The following is a 15,249-nucleotide window of genomic DNA, read 5'->3' on the forward strand; positions in this document are numbered from 1 at the left end:
TTTGAGTTCCCCTCGCCCTTGTTAGTTTTAACTAAGCATTTTCTTATTTTTTGTCAAGGGTGGCGGGAGATCCCACTCAAAATTTAATTGAAAAGTATTATTTTTGACTTTTATTTTTTCATAAAACTTTTTACATTACCAATTATTATCTAACATCAAGATATATTATATATTTACATTTATTATATTAGATACAATTAATATTTCAAAGGTTAACTTGAATTATTGCCAATAATCTAAGTTAAAGGATCCTTTGTAGAATTAGCTACTCCTCTATTTGTATTTATGCTTTTGGATATGTTTTGAATAAAGATTTCACTATCTATAGAAGTGAAGTTTATAGAACAAATTGTTCCAGAATATTGGTTGTTTATGACAACTAACCAGACTCTAAGTCTTAAGGATATTTTACTATTCTGTAAACTTTTCCTATGTTTTCTCCTAAGACTATATTGTTACTTTTTATTTCTAATCCCATTGGGGATATTATGTTTAATAGGGTATTGTTGATTTGGGGTTTATTGAAATAAAAAAGAGCATTAGCCTTAGATTTGGTAACTAAGGTTTAGCTCTTAGCTTGTTAAAAATAAAATTTTTTATTTAAACTCCACTCCCTAGGATTATCATTAATTAATATTAATTTTTCAAATAATATTTATTTTGTTTTTAAAGAATATACTTTACCAAATATCTCCTCAATTTCATCTTTAAAAGTGCTTACATCATCAAGATATAAAATACTTAAATTATTAATAGCCCTAGAACAAGATACATATAAAAGATTTTTTATCTGTTCAAATTTATTCTTATCTTTCCCAATTAATAACTGTGATTTCATGTAGTTCTGAAAAAAGAAATTAAAATAGTTTGTACTTTTGCCAAATGCGTTCTCCATAATAATAATTACATTATTAAACTCCAACCCCTTTGTTCCATGATATGTATGGTAAATTACTTCCCCTTCCTGCTTATTCAATATATACGTATACCATAAATTATATTCATACATTCTGATATCTAGTAATTTTTGTATTACTGCATTTGCTTCACCTATATCATCATCCAAAAGAGATGGGAATAATTTTTCAAGAAGATAATTTTTAAACATTTCATACGAAACATTCTCAAAATCAAATAACTGCCCTATTACTATTTTGTATTTATCTTTAATATCTTGTGAGTAAGTTGCCAATATTGATTCTACATATTGCCCTAATGTATTTCCATTATTTTGTCTTAACAATCCAATTATCTTTCTTAGTTCCAACAAATTCATCTTATCGTGTAAACTTTTAGGTATAATTTCTGAAATTGTAACTTGCCCATAATCAATATTATTTTTAAATCTAATTATCTTAAACAACAAAAGTGGAATTTCACCAAGTTTGGATAAGTCATTACTTAGAAGTTCAGTATTAAGTAGCTCATAATTAATTCCAGAATATTTTTTTGTTTCCTTAAAGACATTATATATGTTATAAAAACCACTATACTTAGCTACAGTCTCATTAGTTAAAACTAAACAATGCAGTTGATTCTTCGAACTCACATTCCATTCATCTATATGATTATTTATAAATCTTTCGATATTAATTGACCCTCCTGAATAAAATTTTACACTGCCCCCTACACAATCACTATATATTGATATTTGCTTAATTTCATCATTTCGAATTTTGTTAATAACATCAATTACTTCTTTTCTAGATCTTCTATTAAATTCTTTATATACCGGCTTTAGATTTGAATGAATCTGAAATATTTTTCCTCCTACGCCATCGCTATAGATATTCTGTGCAATATCACCAAAATATCCAATAAAGATATTATGATGAATTTTTATCGCGTAATTTTGCAAATAATTCATTATTTCAACTACCTTAATGTTGGTATCCTGATATTCATCAATAAAAATATATGGATATTTATCAATTATTATCTGCTTTAATAAGTCATATTTTTCTACCATTTTTAGACCATATTCTAATAGAGTATCATGACTTATTCGCATCTTATGAAGTTGATCTCTATTGTAGGTTGAATTATATTCTACATATCTATATCCTTCTTTATTCAAAGCCATATTTTCATAGCAATTAGAATAATTATCTATTTTATAGATAGTATTTACTGTTTTTTTGAAATAATTAATATTCCTTAATAAATCATAGTAATCATTTAGTAAAATTTTAAATACATCTCTAAAATCCGCTGCATTTTTATCATAATTTTGATAAAATAATTGTTTGTTTTCCAACATGATATTTTTAAACTGTTCTTTTTTGTCATCACTTAATTCTCGAAATCTCTCATATTCCTTCTTACTATCTATGTCTTGTTTCAACTTACCGATTTCTTCCACTATTTTATCTTTATGAATTTCAACTAGTTGACTTTTATAGTCTTTAATAATTTCCCAAATTCTTTCGTGTATTGTAGAAACTAATACCATGTCTGTTTTCCCAAGCCTCGTTTTCACCTCTTCAGTTGCAACATTTGTATAGGTAATGCAAATAACCTTTTGATTGTGTCTTTTTAAATTATTCCCATATTTTTTTATTACATGCCTTAAACTTTCTATTAGAGAGTATGTTTTACCAGAACCAGCGCCTGAATTAAAAATAATACTTTCTTTTTTATCTATACAGTCATATATAGTTTTTAATATTTTTTCTTCCTTTTCTTTATTTGATTGAGATATAATCGTTAAACTCATTATTAATCTCCTCCTCTCAACCTATTAGCTAACCATAAAAGTCCATCTTCAATATATCGTGGTAAAGAAGGAATTGCTATATCTTCGCCTTGAGTTATAAGCTTATAAAGTAAAATATTAGCAAAATTACTTTTGTCTTTAGATAGTTTTACTTGAAGTTTATATGAATTTTCTTTTATCTTTGAAAAACGCCTTTCATCTTTAATAATATTCTTGTAAATATTAGGTTTTACCTTAATTATAGTACTATTTAAAAGAACATTTTTATAGTTCGTTAATATAAAAGCTTCTTCAAAGCTTGTTGCATAATATTCTTCAATCTTGCCTTGATAAACAATGCATAGGTTGTCTATTTTCATGCTTTTAGGTATATTATCTAATTTATTTGAACCATTATTATACTTCTCAATTGTCTTGTTTGTTGTCAATCTATTTTTTAAGGTAGTTATTTGTTTAAAGGTCTCTTTTTCTTCATCAAGTCGTTTTATATCTAAATCAGTTATTATAAGGGTTGGAACATTCAATAATTTTATTAGTTCATGATAAACAAGGCCATGAGCACCATCAATGTTGAAAATAGATATATAATATTTATTAAGTTTATTATCCCTATCAATATAATATTTAAGAAGTGTCTCTTCTGTTATACCTTCAACAATAATAATTGCATCTGAAAAAAATAACTCAGAGACTTTATACTTAATATGTTTCTTGAGAAATTTTAAATCGTTCTCTCGCTTATAGTTATTATCTGTAGTATTTTTAGATATAACTACGTCATCATATAAATTTACTACATGAGTATTATTATGTTTCATAGTTACATAATTTATATTATTAAAAGTATTTCCACTATGAATTTTGCTGTTTAGAATATGGGATGAATGAGTAGTGATTATTAATTGACTATTAACATTTTTATTCCTACTTTCCAAAAGAGAAGATATTGCTTCATTGATATTCTTTATAAATAACTCCTGCATCTGTGGATGCATAAATGTTTCGGGCTCTTCGATAGAGATTAAATTTACTTTGCTATTAAAAGAGTCTTCTGGATACTTCTCCATATAATCAATTAAATCAGCTATTATCATCATTAAGTTCGTATACCCTAACCCGAATTGATCTTCTGGTATATTAATATTTTGTTCAACATACTCATACTTGATTAAATTATTCATTAATCTTTTAAAAGTTATATCAGCACTTAAAAGTACCTTAAGTTTATCATTTGATTCAATTTTACTTAAAGACTCATTTAGTTCATTAGTATGCCTTTGTTCAATTAATTTAGTGAGATCAACATTAATATCAACAATTTTAGAATCTAAGTCCAACTCATCCTTAGCAAATAATAATTTATATCTATACTCTATTATTCTGCTAAAAACTTTTGATAGACATTTTTCATTTGCAATATTATTCGCTTTAATTGATTTCAACTCAATTAAATTATTAATATTAAATCTATTTACAATATCGCCATTTGAATTATAGTAATTTAATTTGAATCTCGAATCATCTATTAATTGTAAAAATCTATCAAACTTTATTCTTTCAGGATAACTTTTATATTTCTCCAAAAGTTGCTTTACATCTCTATTAAAAATTTCTTCGTTTTCTAATTCAAATCTCGCAAGTATTTCAACTTCGGATTTTTTAACATCATCCAAAACCATAAAAGGTACAAGATTAGTAACTAGATCAGTACTATTTTCTTCAATTCCTATACAAATTATAAATTGAAGATACGGTGTTTCAATTTTTTCTACAAATCTTCCATATTGATTAAATAAATCTTTTAAATAGAGAAAATTAAAATCATTTGCTTTAAAACAATTATCATTTATTAGTTTATTCAATGCATTAATAATCGTTGTTTTGCCAGAATTATTTTTACCAACTATTAATGTCGTTGTCGGAGCAACATTTATTTCCTTTCCTTCTCTTTGTTCCCTATAACTTTTAGCATCTACAAATTCTACTTTGTTATTTTTTTGTCCGAATTTCCTAAAATTAGTAATTTCAATACTCTTAAGATACATAAACCTCCCCCCGTTTTTTAAATCTTTAAAATTGATTATTCATACATTTCCTCATTAAGTGTATAAATAAAATTAGGATTGTAAAATATAAATATCTATAAAACTTACATATCATTATATATAGATTCCACATAACTTCCAAAATCCCTTCTTTTTTGCTTAATATTTACAAAATTAGCATATAACTAAAGTCAATTACATCCTCATTATTTCTCCCTAAATCCAATTCCTTGTTTAATTCAAGCATAGAAATTAACAAAATAATAACACATTCTTAACCTTGTAAGCATAGACTAGAACAAGGTAGGTGATATTATTATGCGAAGAATTAGAAGTTCTAAAATATGCCCCATACTAAGTGCAAAACTATCTTCTCAAGCTCTAGAAGTATTACCGGTAATTGTACAAAGTAATAATAATGACTTTAACCTTTTAAATAGTTTGATACAAAATATGTCTGGAAAAATCAAAAATGATCTTCCACTAATTGGAGGCATATCATGTAATTTGAGCACAGAGGCAATATATAGACTTGCAGAAGACCCAAATATAGAATATATAAGCTTTGATTCACAGGTATTTGCCCTGATGGACATCGGCACTGCTACTATAGGAGGCAACTTACCTCATGATAAAAACTACCTTGGAGAAGGGATCACCGTTGCAGTAATAGATACTGGAGTAAGCCCTCACAATGACTTAACGAAACCAAATGATAGAATTGTAGGATTTAAAGACTTGGTAAACAACAAGACCTCTCCCTATGATGATAACGGACACGGTACTCATGTAGCCGGTATAGTAGGTAGTAATGGATATTCTTCTAGAGGAAAATATGCTGGAGTTGCTCCAAAGGCTAATATATTGGCTGTAAAAGCCCTTGATGAAAACGGTAGTGGTAGTACATCAAATATAGTTAAAGCTATATCTTGGGTTATTGAAACTAAATCCCAATACAATACTAAGGTTATTAACCTTTCATTAGGTAGCCCTGCTAACAACCCTTGTTCAAAGGATCCTCTTTGCAAGGCTGTATCAAAAGCTGTAAACAGTGGAATAGTTGTTGTAGTAGCAGCAGGAAATAGTGGTCCATTAGCAAGCTCTATACTTTCCCCAGGCATTAATCCTGATGTCATAACAGTAGGAGCTGTTGATGATAAGAGAACTATTGATACTAGTGATGATACTATAGCTTCTTTTTCCAGTAGAGGCCCAACTATTGATGGACTTACTAAACCTGATTTGGTATCTCCAGGTGTAAATATCATGTCCTTGTCAAATAAAAAAGCTGATGACTATGTGTCACTAAGTGGAACATCTATGGCTACACCTTTTGTGTCAGGTAGTGTTGCACTGATGCTTGAAAAAGACAAAAACTTATCCCCTAAAGAAGTTAAAAGAAAACTATTGGATTCATGCACTGATATGAAAGAATCTAAAGAAAGCCAAGGTGTTGGAATGATAAATCTAGAGAAGCTTTTCAAAGATGTACCTAGTGGAGAAAAGGGGAAAAACGAGTTAAATCAAGATATATCACAATTTTTCAATAGTCCAATTGTGGAGACATTTTTAGTATTGTTATTTGTAATGTTATTGTTGGAGAATAATTGAATGAGTGAGTAGCTGAGTCAGGGGACGGTCCCCTGACTCAGTATTAACTCTCCATCCGATAAATTGTATAAATACTGTAATATTAATAATCTTATCATCAATTCAGGATTTTTTACAGCCCTTTTCAATAAACTGAACTCCATCTAATGATAAGGTTTTTTCTGCATCTAGAAAAAAGAAAATTGGTACTGGACAATTAGCATTTATGCCTCGTTCTCTAATACTTTCTGGTTTATGTCCTTCATTATGAAATTGGGTAGGAGTTTTAGGGCGCATGTATAATCTTGCATATCTTAATACCGTTTCATCTGTAATCTCTATCACACTTGCACTAGCATTATCAGAAACCATAAGATTTTCATCATAAGCTAATTTCCTGCCAAAGATATATTCTTTATCAATGATACTTACTGCATTATGAACATCTGTGAAATGATATAAATATAGTGGCCACCAATTAATGCTTCTATTTAATTTCAGTCTCTGTTCCTCAATTATTTGTCTGTAACTTACCATTAATTCTCACCGTCCCATGAACTTATATACTGATAGCCATTGCTAGTTTCAATAGATTCGGTATCATTATTCATTATTATAATGGGTTGAACATAATCAAGACGTTTTAGTATATCTAGCATTATTGGCCCATAACTTGTAAATCTTTCAGGTAGCCTATCTATCTCAATAACACCTACATTACGAATATAATACCAAAAATCACATAAGTCCTCCTCTGGTATTACAATTTCATCACCATTAATTAAATGAATACCATCTTCCTTCCAGGATATATGTTTTAGTAAGCTATCATTTATGAAAAGTTCACTATTTTCATTAATAGCATGTTGTAATTCTTCTTTTATAAAAGTAAATCCTATTGAATTAGTATTCTTTCTTAACCATTTCTCAATTTCTAATGTTTTTTTATGCTCTGGTATTGATTCTTTATAATTATCTAAATATATATATATATGAATTGGGAGGTTTTTTAAATATTTTTCCATTATTGGCCCAACTTCATTCCAATCTAAACCACCATTTCCACATCCTAGTTTAGGAAATGCAATAGACTCAATTCCCAACTTCTCATAAGATTGTACAAATTTTTCTAATCCCTTCTCTATATATGTAATTTTGGAAGGTGAACGCCAATGCTTTTTTGTTGGAAATAGTAAAACCCACTTTTCTCCTCTTTTCCATAATAAAAGTTTTCCTATATCAAAAGATTTGTCATCACATTTCTTTTGATATAGTTTAAACATTTCTGGATATCTTTTTTTAAATTCCAAGGCAATACCTTTACCCATAACACCTACAGTATTCACTGTATTAACTAATACTTGCGCTGGGCTGCTGAACAAGTCACCCTTTATATATGTCAGCATCTACCTTCCTCCTTATTTAATATACTTATAAATAATAATTTAGTATTAATATTATTATATCTAATATAATGATATATAACAACTTAAGCCCTTGCTATATAACGATTCCTTACACGAGAAGAAATATATGAAACAGTATAAGTAGCTATATTAAAAAAGATAAAAGTGAGTCAGAGGACCGTGACTCACTTTGACAATATTTCCATGAGGACTATCTCCTCTTCCTCTATGGTTAATACCATTAGTGTTTGTATATTTACTTTATTATCTACATTATAACCTATGGCAGTGGTAAGACTTACTTGTATACAAAATCAATTAATATTACCTCCTTCCCTTCTTCAGATAGTGCATACCCTAGGTTCAATGCTGTAGTTGTTTTTCTACCTCCTTTTTGGGTAATAAAAAAGAGCCCATTAAATTTGAGCTCCATAATATTGGATAATCCTTAGCTTATTAATTTATGTTTATAATTCTTTTTAAGTTTTAATTATTTTCATCGTTATCTCTAACAGATACAATCATTTTTTCTAAATCTATTATTGTGCCTATATGTTTCATAAAGTCCATTCCTATTATTCCATTTATTTCAAACCCATAATCCATAACCCCAATTTCAATATTGAAATTTTCTATTGTTAAAATTCCAAATCTTATTTTATCAATTTCTTTCTTATATACAAATTCTATTCCGCCTACACCTGAAATAGTTTCTATTGTATCTTCTTTTTCTATTGTAATCCCAATTTTATCAACTTCATCCATTTTTAAAATTGTCCCACCTGATCCTGTATCTAATAAAATATTATCTAATGTTATTGAGTTACCCTTATATTCAATTGTAATTTCACAAAATGGCAAACCATATTTATAATCTAATTTAACCATATTTCCTAACTCCTATCCAGCTTCGTTCTTCTATTATCAATTCCGTATTCTTAGTATGATAAACATACATCTCCCTTGATTTATCCTTCTTATGCATTTTAGAATACTCTTTTAAAGCTTCTCTACTATCATCAAATGAATTAATAACTGAAAGATCTTCTATGATTCTTTTTCCATCCTTTGAACATGCTTCTATAGCTTCAAATAACAACCATTTATTTGGATGCTTTTTTACTGCTTCAGTCCATTTCAAAACAATACACTCCTTTCGATTAAGAGATTGTAAATTTCTTTTATCATAAATATCTTCTATCTATATATTACCCTTTTTCAGCTTTTTTCTCCAGTAAGGTGAGTTAAATCAAGACATATCACAGTTTTTCAATAGTCCAATTGTGGAGACATTTTTAGTATTGTTATTTGTAATGTTATTGTTGGAGAATAATTGAATGAATGAGGGGCTGAGTCAGGTGACGGTCTCCTGACTCAGTTAGTTCTATTTTGTTTTATATTATGTTTACAATTATACCTATTGTGGTATGACAAGAACAAGGTAATCGATACCGTAAAGGTGCGGTTGCCACGATGGTGATTTAAAAAGTTTTAATCACTCTGCATGGCCGTGTAGGGTTATTATTTTTTTCAAGCTATTCCGAAATTGGAATAGTTAATTATCCTCTTTACCGAGATTAATATATTCAGATCCTTCAAGTTGTTTAATTGCTTTCTACAATATGTTATACTTCGTCCAAGTGCTTCTGTTACCCTCTTAGTTGGTAACCTGGTCATTATATTCATCATCATATATCTATTATTTTAGAAAAGTCATGAAATATGTGATATAGGGTAATGTCATTATGACAATATTTATATTTACCAGTATAAACATTATCTGACTTTTTTATAAAATCCTCTATAATGCTTAATTCCGTTTTTGACCTTTGTATTAAATTAATTTTTCCCACATTATCAATAATATCTATTTTTTTTACTATAAACCCAAACATTATATTTCTATTTTCATAAGTGGTGTAATAGGCAGTAGGACCAACAAACCTATATACACCATCATCTATATATTTTTTATTTAATATTGATGACCCATCTATTCTCTTGCATTCTATTACAAAATACGCCCTAGTATCTTCAAAACTATTTGGGTGAATTAATATTTTGATATCTATATTTCCATATTTTTGTGAACCCAATTTTCTTTCACGTACTTCTGCCTGAAACAAAAATCTAGTCAAACCAACTTTTCTACGAACTGAATTGTTGGCTAAATAGTTTTCAAGCAAATAATCCCTTATTTCTTCTTCATCATTTCTAACCTTGTCCCCATTTGCTACACAATCATCAACCATTATATTGCAGCAACTTAAAATCTTATCAATAATCTCCATTAAGATTGCATCCACTAAAGATTGATTTAATCTCCTATTTTTAAGTCCCCCCATATTATTTTTCCTCACTTTCAAATAATATAGCATCTATTGTGGCTGCCAAATCCATTTCAGCAATAGCAGGATGCCAATTTTTATATTCATTTGTTTTAATAATGAAAAATGAGGAATCTTCAAAATTTATGACATCTTTAATATCATAAAAGACATCATTTATCTCATGAATCATAAACCTAGTGAAAATATCTTTAAGTTCCCCTGGTTTTTCTATAAATTCGATGTCATTTCCATTAATATTATTTGCTTTTTCTATAAATTCCATTTCAAAAATATTATACCTACTCTTTACATTATGATATATTTTAATCCTGCCCTCAAGTCCTGCAGGGTCTAATACCTTAGTCCAATATTCTTGAAAAATAATAGCATAATCAATCATAGATTTCTTTGTTGCCAATTTAACCGCATTATGCTTATTGAAATTAGTAAGTTCAGGTATCTGTACATTTATTGCATAATCAACAAAGTTATTATTTTCTAATTCAAACATTTCTAAAACTAACATATCTAATTCCTCAATAAGTTTATCTAGAGGATTGGCATCATTGTGTTGGCGTATTTCTACATTTAGTTTGTTTTTCTCAATACATTCTTGAATTTCATCTACTTTTTTTATTAATGCTTTATTTTCTAAATATGGAAATTTGAATACCTCATCAAATATAACTATTTCCATCCATATACCTATTGAAGACCCCAGCATTAAATTTAAATACGAGTAGAATGACGAATTCAGTAATCCAACTAAATTTTTAAGTGTATCCTTATCATTTTTATTACCTTTCACACCATAGGTCATTTTTCTATAAATAAAGCCCTTTTCTGAATATACTGCCCTCATTTTATAATTATTAATATTTGCCCCTGTTCTTATTAAACAATATGGGGGTTCGAATAACTCAGGTCTTCTAGGCCTATGAATTTCTGTCTTATTAAAAATACTTGCATCCTTAAAATCTATACTAAAAGAAGAAATTTTTTTCGAATCTATAATTATTCTACCTAATAAGTGTTCTGAAGACTTTTTATATTTTCCACTCTCCTGTATGCCACCACCACATATTAATCCCCTTTCTTCAATTACATCATTTATAGTTTTATATTTTTCCTCTAGATACCTAATAATCTCAAAATCATGAATAGTTCCATATACTAAAGTTTTCCATAACCAATCATGCTCTAATAGCATTCGTTGATTTACTAATTTTGTGTCATTTTTTTCTTTAACTATAATATTAAATAATTTAAAAAATACATTAGGTTTTAATGATGTATATCTTATATTATTATCTGATGAATCTAAATCAGTTTTCTTAAACGTTATAATAGCTGCCAGTCCAACTGCCTTTTTAAAAAGCAACTTTCTCACAGGTGACAGTTCTATTACTGATATTATTTTAAAATTCTCTAGCATTAATTTTCGAAAATTTACTGCCTGTTTTCCAGCATTATATAATATTTTTGAGGTTATTACTAAACAACAAGCTGTAGAATCCCCCATAAATTCCGCACTCCTAATAATAAAATCCCTGCTTATTTCATTGTTTTGTTGTGGATAATTATGTTTTTCCCTATATTTATTTAACCTACCTTTTTCATCTTTTATAGAGCCCCAGGGTGGGTTTCCCAATATAAAATCGTATTTATTTTCTTTTAAAATACTGGTCATTTCTTCATCAAAAAAGTCTGCCACTATTAAATTTGTTCCTAGCAGGTTTGGAAATCTAAAATGATTTAACTTTTTTAGATCGGTATAATCCAAAATGGTTAAATATAAGGAAAATATTGCAACATCAATTGCCTCTGCATTTTTATCTACACCATATATATTATCAATTAACAGTTTATTTAAATTATCGTTTGATAAATATCCATTATTGGAATAATTTATATCTAACATTTTTCTGAAACTTCCAACTAAAAAAATCCCCGAGCCACAAGAAGGATCCAATACCTTACAAGTCTCGTTATTAACAACAAAATTTTCAATGTTTTCTGTTAATATAAAATCTACTAGGTATGGTGGTGTATAGAATGATTTATCTTTTTTTTGCTTATCCTCCCCTAATAATATTTCATAAATATTACTTATTAATTCAACTGGAATTATATTAAAATCGTATAGTGGTAACATAGAAAATTGGCCAGAACTTTGCTCTAGTTCTCCTGATAAAAATTCTTTTAAAATAATAAATACTTCATTAGGTAGTTCTGCACTATTTTCATTATTATCTACATCGAATAGGTTTCCATTAAACCTTTTTTTTAAATGATAAAATAACTTATATAGTTCAGTTTTGTTTTCTACTATTTTTAGTAGATTCTTTCTTGATTCTATGGTATCTGATGTTAAGCCATTGTAGCCAATGTCTATTCCACGATCTATTAAACACCTTATGAAAATTAACCTAAGAATAAGTTTCGTTGCAAAATCTATATTGTACCCATCCTTTAGCTTTTTAGTTACATATTCTAAGTTTTCAAGCATAATTTGATTTAAGTCTTTACCTGGACTTTTCTTATTAAATTCTACCCAGAAATTTTTATCAGTTATATTCCAATACGAAAAATTAGAGGTTTCATCGCATTCACTAATAGGAAGACTTTCTACATCTTTTAATATTTCATTCTCTTCTAAAATACTTCCATTATAAATTATAATATCTGTATTATTGTTAAAGATGACAATTGGTATCTGGGCATTCCAAATTTTTGTAGATAATAATCTCATTTCTTTTATATTATTTATTTCTTCAAAAAATAATATAAATGGTTTATTATCTAAACAGAAAAAGGCTACAGGATCTAATTCATTTAATACTTTTTTTTGGTGAAGATTTAATTCCTCACAATTTTGTATTTCTTTTTTATAGTAAAGTTTGTTCGAATTAATAAATCCTAGCTTTTCTAATATTAAATTTGTTGATTTCGAAACCTGTGCCATTATCATCACCTTTCCATTCTATCTTTTAGAATATATACTTAATAATACATATTATCATATATATTATATATTCTACAAGTTTTTTTAAAAGTCCTTCTTGTTTTAAAAATTTGTAAATCAAAAGATAAGCAAAATTAATTACCTACCCTTAACTTTATATTAATATATAAACTTTAATTCGCTAAACTAAAAATAATTTTTTTCATAATTTTAACTGAAATATCTACAAACTACAGCATCCCTAACCCCTGTACCCATTGAAATCAAGCCATTATATTTTTTCGCTTATGGACACTGGACTCATGTAGTAAGTAGCCCTGCTAACAACCCTTGTTCAAAGGATCTCTTTGCAAGGCTGTATCAAAAGCTGTAAACAGTGGAATAGTTGTTGTAGTAGCAGCAGAAAACAGTGGTCCAATAAAAAAGGAAAGTAAAAGAAAACTATTAGATTCATGCATTGATATGATAGAATCTAAGGAAAGCCAAGGTGTTGGAATGATAAATCTAGAGAAGCTTTTCAAATATGTACCTAGTGGAGAAAAGGAAAAAGGTGAGTTAAATCAAGATATATCACAATTTTTCAATAGTCCAATTGTGGAGACATTTTTAGTATTGTTATTTGTAATGTTATTGTTGGAGAATAATTGAATAAGTGACTAACAGGAGACAAAGAGAGCAAAGCTCTCTCCTACTGAATTAGTTGGATACGTCAATTATATGGTCGGCTATTCTTTCAGCTTGGTCTAAATTATGGGTTACTATTATTATAGTATAGTCTTTGGAAAATTGTAAAAGGGTTTGTTCTATCTTGGCAGTATTTTTGGCATCTAGTGCAGAACATGGTTCGTCTAGTAGCAATACTTCTGGCTCTACAGTCAATGCCCTTGCTATACAAAGCCTTTGCTGTTGCCCTCCTGAAAGCTTGGTAGCTTTCATATTCAAATCATTTTTTACTTCTTCATAGAGGCCTGCCTTTTTTAAGGTGCTCTCCACTATATTTTTTAACTGATTCTTATCCTTTATTCCATAATATATTGGTGCATAGGTTAAATTCTTGTATATTGAAAATGGAAATGGAGTTGGCTTTTGAAATACCATTCCTATCATTCTTCTTATATCATCTTTTTTGTAAGAACGGATATCCTTGTCTTTGAACAATATCTCTCCTTGAAAACTCCCACCATTATCCTCAATCATAAGATTCAAAGTTGAAAGAAGTGTGGACTTTCCACAGCCAGATGGACCTATCAAAGCTGTTATCTTATTTTTCTCTATATTCATAGACAAATTGTCAAGCACTTTCTTCTCTCCATAACTAACAGATAAATCCTTTATTTTTATGATATCCATCTACCTGTACTCCTTTCCCTTTAAATTCAAAACTACCGATATAATATTTATCAAAAGCAAAATAATAATCAAAACTAATGCTGTCCCATAAGCCTTTTCAAGGGATATTCCCTCTCCTGTCAATATATACAAATGAAAAGGCAGTGCCATCACAGGAGATGACAAGAACTTAGGTATGGGGGCAAATATCACCGCTCCAGTGAGTATTATAGGGGCACTGGCTCCCATGGCAAATCCTCCAGCCAATAGTATAGCAGAAACAATATCCGTTCTACACAAAGGCAATATTAATTTAAATATCATATAGCCTGTAGAGACTCCCAATGCATAGGATGAATCTACTACAAACTTGTTCACTTCCCTCAAGGTCTTTTCAACTCTTACTTCAATATATGGAAATATCATTATACCCAAAGTAATTCCTGCTGACAATAATGATCTTCCTAATCCTAGATACAATACCAACAATGTATATCCAAACAATCCTAACACTATAGAAGGGATACCAGCCATACACTGAACAATCAAATGTATAAAGCTTGCTATCCTATTGGACTTACAATAAAACACCGTATATATAGCAGTTGAAATAGCCAATATAGAAGCAAATATGCAAGCTATGGCCATGAGAAGTAGGCTCCCCACAATAGCTGGAAATACTCCTCCTTCTGAACCTATAGGCATGCCTTTGGGATTGTCAAATATGAATTCCATATTGATGGTATTAGCACCATTCTTGAAAATATATCCCAATATAAATAAAACCGCAGTTACTACTGCTAATGTACTTAGTACAATCCATATTTTAAATATATAGTCCTTTAACTTTTCACTCATTTCCATCAGT

General features: G+C 28.7%; 14 protein-coding genes. 2 read left to right on the forward strand and 12 right to left on the reverse strand.

The window, feature by feature from the left end; genetic code table 11:
• Positions 1–655: 655 nt before the first annotated feature.
• A complete protein-coding gene (locus tag BQ9840_RS07620; protein WP_077369223.1) occupies positions 656–2,716 on the reverse strand; it encodes a UvrD-helicase domain-containing protein in 2,061 nt (686 codons plus the stop codon).
• 2 nt (positions 2,717–2,718) lie between these two features.
• A complete protein-coding gene (locus tag BQ9840_RS07625) occupies positions 2,719–4,761 on the reverse strand; it encodes an ATP-dependent nuclease (RefSeq protein WP_077369224.1) in 2,043 nt (680 codons plus the stop codon).
• A gap of 318 nt (positions 4,762–5,079) precedes the next feature.
• On the opposite strand from BQ9840_RS07625, the gene BQ9840_RS07630 reads away from it, so the two are divergent.
• Entirely contained in the window at positions 5,080–6,372 is a 1,293-nt protein-coding gene (locus BQ9840_RS07630) for a S8 family peptidase (RefSeq protein WP_077369225.1), read from the forward strand.
• A 17-nt stretch (positions 6,373–6,389) separates the two neighbouring features.
• On the opposite strand, the gene BQ9840_RS13090 is transcribed toward BQ9840_RS07630, so the two are convergent.
• From BQ9840_RS13090 to BQ9840_RS07670, 8 genes are all read right to left on the reverse strand, one after another.
• Positions 6,390–6,515, reverse strand: coding sequence for a transposase (locus BQ9840_RS13090; RefSeq protein ID WP_077369226.1), 126 nt, complete (start codon positions 6,513–6,515; stop codon positions 6,390–6,392).
• Entirely contained in the window at positions 6,475–6,888 is a 414-nt protein-coding gene (locus BQ9840_RS07640) for a DarT ssDNA thymidine ADP-ribosyltransferase family protein (protein ID WP_077369227.1), read from the reverse strand. Before BQ9840_RS07640 ends, BQ9840_RS13090 begins: the two co-directional genes overlap by 41 nt.
• Complete coding sequence (locus BQ9840_RS07645; RefSeq protein ID WP_077369228.1) at positions 6,888–7,757, reverse strand: macro domain-containing protein; 870 nt, start codon at positions 7,755–7,757, stop codon at positions 6,888–6,890. The genes BQ9840_RS07640 and BQ9840_RS07645 overlap by 1 nt, the downstream gene beginning before the upstream one ends.
• 298 nt (positions 7,758–8,055) lie before the next feature.
• A complete protein-coding gene (locus tag BQ9840_RS13095; RefSeq protein WP_077369229.1) occupies positions 8,056–8,190 on the reverse strand; it encodes a ParA family protein in 135 nt (44 codons plus the stop codon).
• Positions 8,191–8,243: 53 nt separating this feature from the next.
• Positions 8,244–8,645, reverse strand: coding sequence for a retropepsin-like aspartic protease (locus tag BQ9840_RS07655; protein WP_077369230.1), 402 nt, complete (start codon positions 8,643–8,645; stop codon positions 8,244–8,246).
• A complete protein-coding gene (locus BQ9840_RS07660) occupies positions 8,638–8,898 on the reverse strand; it encodes a hypothetical protein (protein WP_077369231.1) in 261 nt (86 codons plus the stop codon). Before BQ9840_RS07660 ends, BQ9840_RS07655 begins: the two co-directional genes overlap by 8 nt.
• A gap of 547 nt (positions 8,899–9,445) precedes the next feature.
• Positions 9,446–10,102: a hypothetical protein gene (locus tag BQ9840_RS07665; protein ID WP_077369232.1), complete on the reverse strand. Its 657-nt coding sequence runs from the start codon at positions 10,100–10,102 to the stop codon at positions 9,446–9,448.
• 1 nt (position 10,103) lies between these two features.
• Positions 10,104–13,052, reverse strand: coding sequence for an Eco57I restriction-modification methylase domain-containing protein (locus tag BQ9840_RS07670; protein WP_159436115.1), 2,949 nt, complete (start codon positions 13,050–13,052; stop codon positions 10,104–10,106).
• 330 nt (positions 13,053–13,382) lie between these two features.
• Here BQ9840_RS07670 and BQ9840_RS07675 point away from each other — a divergent pair, with 330 nt between their 5' ends.
• On the forward strand, positions 13,383–13,700 hold the full coding sequence (locus BQ9840_RS07675) for a hypothetical protein (protein WP_077369234.1): 318 nt from the start codon (positions 13,383–13,385) through the stop codon (positions 13,698–13,700).
• Between the two features lie 48 nt (positions 13,701–13,748).
• On the opposite strand, the gene BQ9840_RS07680 is transcribed toward BQ9840_RS07675, so the two are convergent.
• Entirely contained in the window at positions 13,749–14,402 is a 654-nt protein-coding gene (locus tag BQ9840_RS07680; RefSeq protein ID WP_077369235.1) for a phosphate ABC transporter ATP-binding protein, read from the reverse strand.
• Positions 14,403–15,239, reverse strand: a complete 837-nt coding sequence (locus BQ9840_RS07685; protein ID WP_077369236.1) for a PstA family ABC transporter permease — start codon at positions 15,237–15,239, stop codon at positions 14,403–14,405.
• Positions 15,240–15,249 lie beyond the last annotated feature (10 nt).

This window comes from Anaerosalibacter sp. Marseille-P3206 (genome assembly GCF_900155565.1).
Taxonomy (GTDB): domain Bacteria; phylum Bacillota; class Clostridia; order Tissierellales; family Sporanaerobacteraceae; genus FUHM01.

What these genes read in the sequence shown, in the direction of transcription:
- BQ9840_RS07620 (WP_077369223.1), bottom strand. Translation starts at nt 2,716, where the DNA reads ATGAGTTTAACGATTATATCTCAATCAAATAAAGAAAAGGAAGAAAAA.
- BQ9840_RS07625 (WP_077369224.1), bottom strand. Translation starts at nt 4,761, where the DNA reads ATGTATCTTAAGAGTATTGAAATTACTAATTTTAGGAAATTCGGACAA.
- BQ9840_RS07630 (WP_077369225.1), top strand. Translation starts at nt 5,080, where the DNA reads ATGCGAAGAATTAGAAGTTCTAAAATATGCCCCATACTAAGTGCAAAA.
- BQ9840_RS13090 (WP_077369226.1), bottom strand. Translation starts at nt 6,515, where the DNA reads ATGGAGTTCAGTTTATTGAAAAGGGCTGTAAAAAATCCTGAATTGATG.
- BQ9840_RS07640 (WP_077369227.1), bottom strand. Translation starts at nt 6,888, where the DNA reads ATGGTAAGTTACAGACAAATAATTGAGGAACAGAGACTGAAATTAAAT.
- BQ9840_RS07645 (WP_077369228.1), bottom strand. Translation starts at nt 7,757, where the DNA reads ATGCTGACATATATAAAGGGTGACTTGTTCAGCAGCCCAGCGCAAGTA.
- BQ9840_RS13095 (WP_077369229.1), bottom strand. Translation starts at nt 8,190, where the DNA reads ATGGAGCTCAAATTTAATGGGCTCTTTTTTATTACCCAAAAAGGAGGT.
- BQ9840_RS07655 (WP_077369230.1), bottom strand. Translation starts at nt 8,645, where the DNA reads ATGGTTAAATTAGATTATAAATATGGTTTGCCATTTTGTGAAATTACA.
- BQ9840_RS07665 (WP_077369232.1), bottom strand. Translation starts at nt 10,102, where the DNA reads ATGGGGGGACTTAAAAATAGGAGATTAAATCAATCTTTAGTGGATGCA.
- BQ9840_RS07670 (WP_159436115.1), bottom strand. Translation starts at nt 13,052, where the DNA reads ATGGCACAGGTTTCGAAATCAACAAATTTAATATTAGAAAAGCTAGGA.
- BQ9840_RS07680 (WP_077369235.1), bottom strand. Translation starts at nt 14,402, where the DNA reads ATGGATATCATAAAAATAAAGGATTTATCTGTTAGTTATGGAGAGAAG.
- BQ9840_RS07685 (WP_077369236.1), bottom strand. Translation starts at nt 15,239, where the DNA reads ATGAGTGAAAAGTTAAAGGACTATATATTTAAAATATGGATTGTACTA.